This window comes from Stenotrophomonas maltophilia group sp. RNC7, from assembly GCF_030910085.1.
Lineage (GTDB): Bacteria > Pseudomonadota > Gammaproteobacteria > Xanthomonadales > Xanthomonadaceae > Stenotrophomonas > Stenotrophomonas sepilia.
This window is the reverse complement of sequence record NZ_JAVFVN010000746.1, coordinates 1-1,153: the sequence shown is the minus strand read 5'-3', so window position 1 is coordinate 1,153 and position 1,153 is coordinate 1. Positions and strand designations below refer to the sequence as shown.

The window sequence follows — 1,153 nt, the reverse complement described above, 5'->3', positions numbered from 1 at the left end:
CACCTCAGATGCTGATAAAACACCCTCTTCATTCTTTTCTTGAGACCTTCTAATGTTATGTGTAACTCCTTCATCTGTTTCCAGCCATATCTCAACTAACATAGATTGGCTACCTTTTGTTTTGTATATCCTCTCATTCATTATATAGTTGAACTTTTGCTTTTCATTACTACCATCATAGCGGGGAATCTTACCTGTTAAGCACCACTGAATTGAATCAAAAATTGTACTTTTCCCATTACCATTAGGTCCGCTAATTATAATTAAGTCCTTATTATTAAAGTCCAACTCATACAATCCATTAAATATGCGGAAATTATGAATAAACATTTTTTTGATTTTCAATTTTCTTCACTCCTTCTTTCTATAATTTTTTTAATCAAGATTTTTTTTTCAGTTGCATTATCATCCTGTTCATCATATTTTTCAAAATATACATCAACTATCTCCTTAATTCGCTGAGTTATTTCACCATACTGGTCTATTGCAGCTGAATTAGTAAATAAGCGATTTTTAAACTCCTTTTCAAAATCAAATAGTTCTTCTTTATTTTCCATAAAATTATTATTCAATGCAGGCACACGCTTTAAATCTTCCATTGATTCAATAACATATTTACGACAAACTCTATCATTTTTTTCTATTTCTGTTATTTTCCAAGACAACTCTTTTTTCGTTGAGTTTTCAAATTCAACTACTAATAAAAAATATAGATTATTTCTATACCTAGTTGGGATAGAATCATATATAAAAGAAATTATTATTTGATCAAAGAGCCACGTCGATAATTGAGCCTCACTACTATATCCCTTAGTTACAATATAACGATTATTATTATTCCACACTTCTATATCACGATCACGCAGACGTGTATTCAACTCCGAATCTTTAATAATGGTTGCATCATAACCAATATTCGTTAAATTTTCTATAACATGACTTAAATCCATCATTCATCCCCCTGAACCTCAAATTGTTCCAACAACAAGTCTTTCCACTCTTCAATTACCTCTTCTTCACTAAAAGAAAATTCTGGTTCCTCTTCTTTTAATCCAGCAAAAAATTCTTCTATAAAATCTATAGAACTAAACCTAATGTTTTCAGTTTTCTTTGTTATTTTCATTTCACTATCTATGTATTCCAAAGGATCTAT

Annotated in this window: 3 protein-coding genes; all 3 read right to left on the bottom strand. The window is 29.7% G+C overall.

Translation table 11 applies throughout. The features are described 5' to 3' along the window. Window positions 1–345: AAA family ATPase (locus tag RCF13_RS17820; RefSeq protein ID WP_308141409.1), on the bottom strand; the 345-nt coding region annotated here is incomplete at its 3' end. Further along, on the bottom strand, window positions 342–953 hold the full coding sequence (locus RCF13_RS17815; protein WP_308141408.1) for an ABC-three component system middle component 1: 612 nt from the start codon (window positions 951–953) through the stop codon (window positions 342–344). The genes RCF13_RS17820 and RCF13_RS17815, both read right to left, overlap by 4 nt. After that, window positions 950–1,153, bottom strand: a 204-nt coding sequence (locus RCF13_RS17810; protein ID WP_308141407.1) for a hypothetical protein, incomplete at its 5' end; no start/stop codon positions are given. The genes RCF13_RS17815 and RCF13_RS17810, both read right to left, overlap by 4 nt.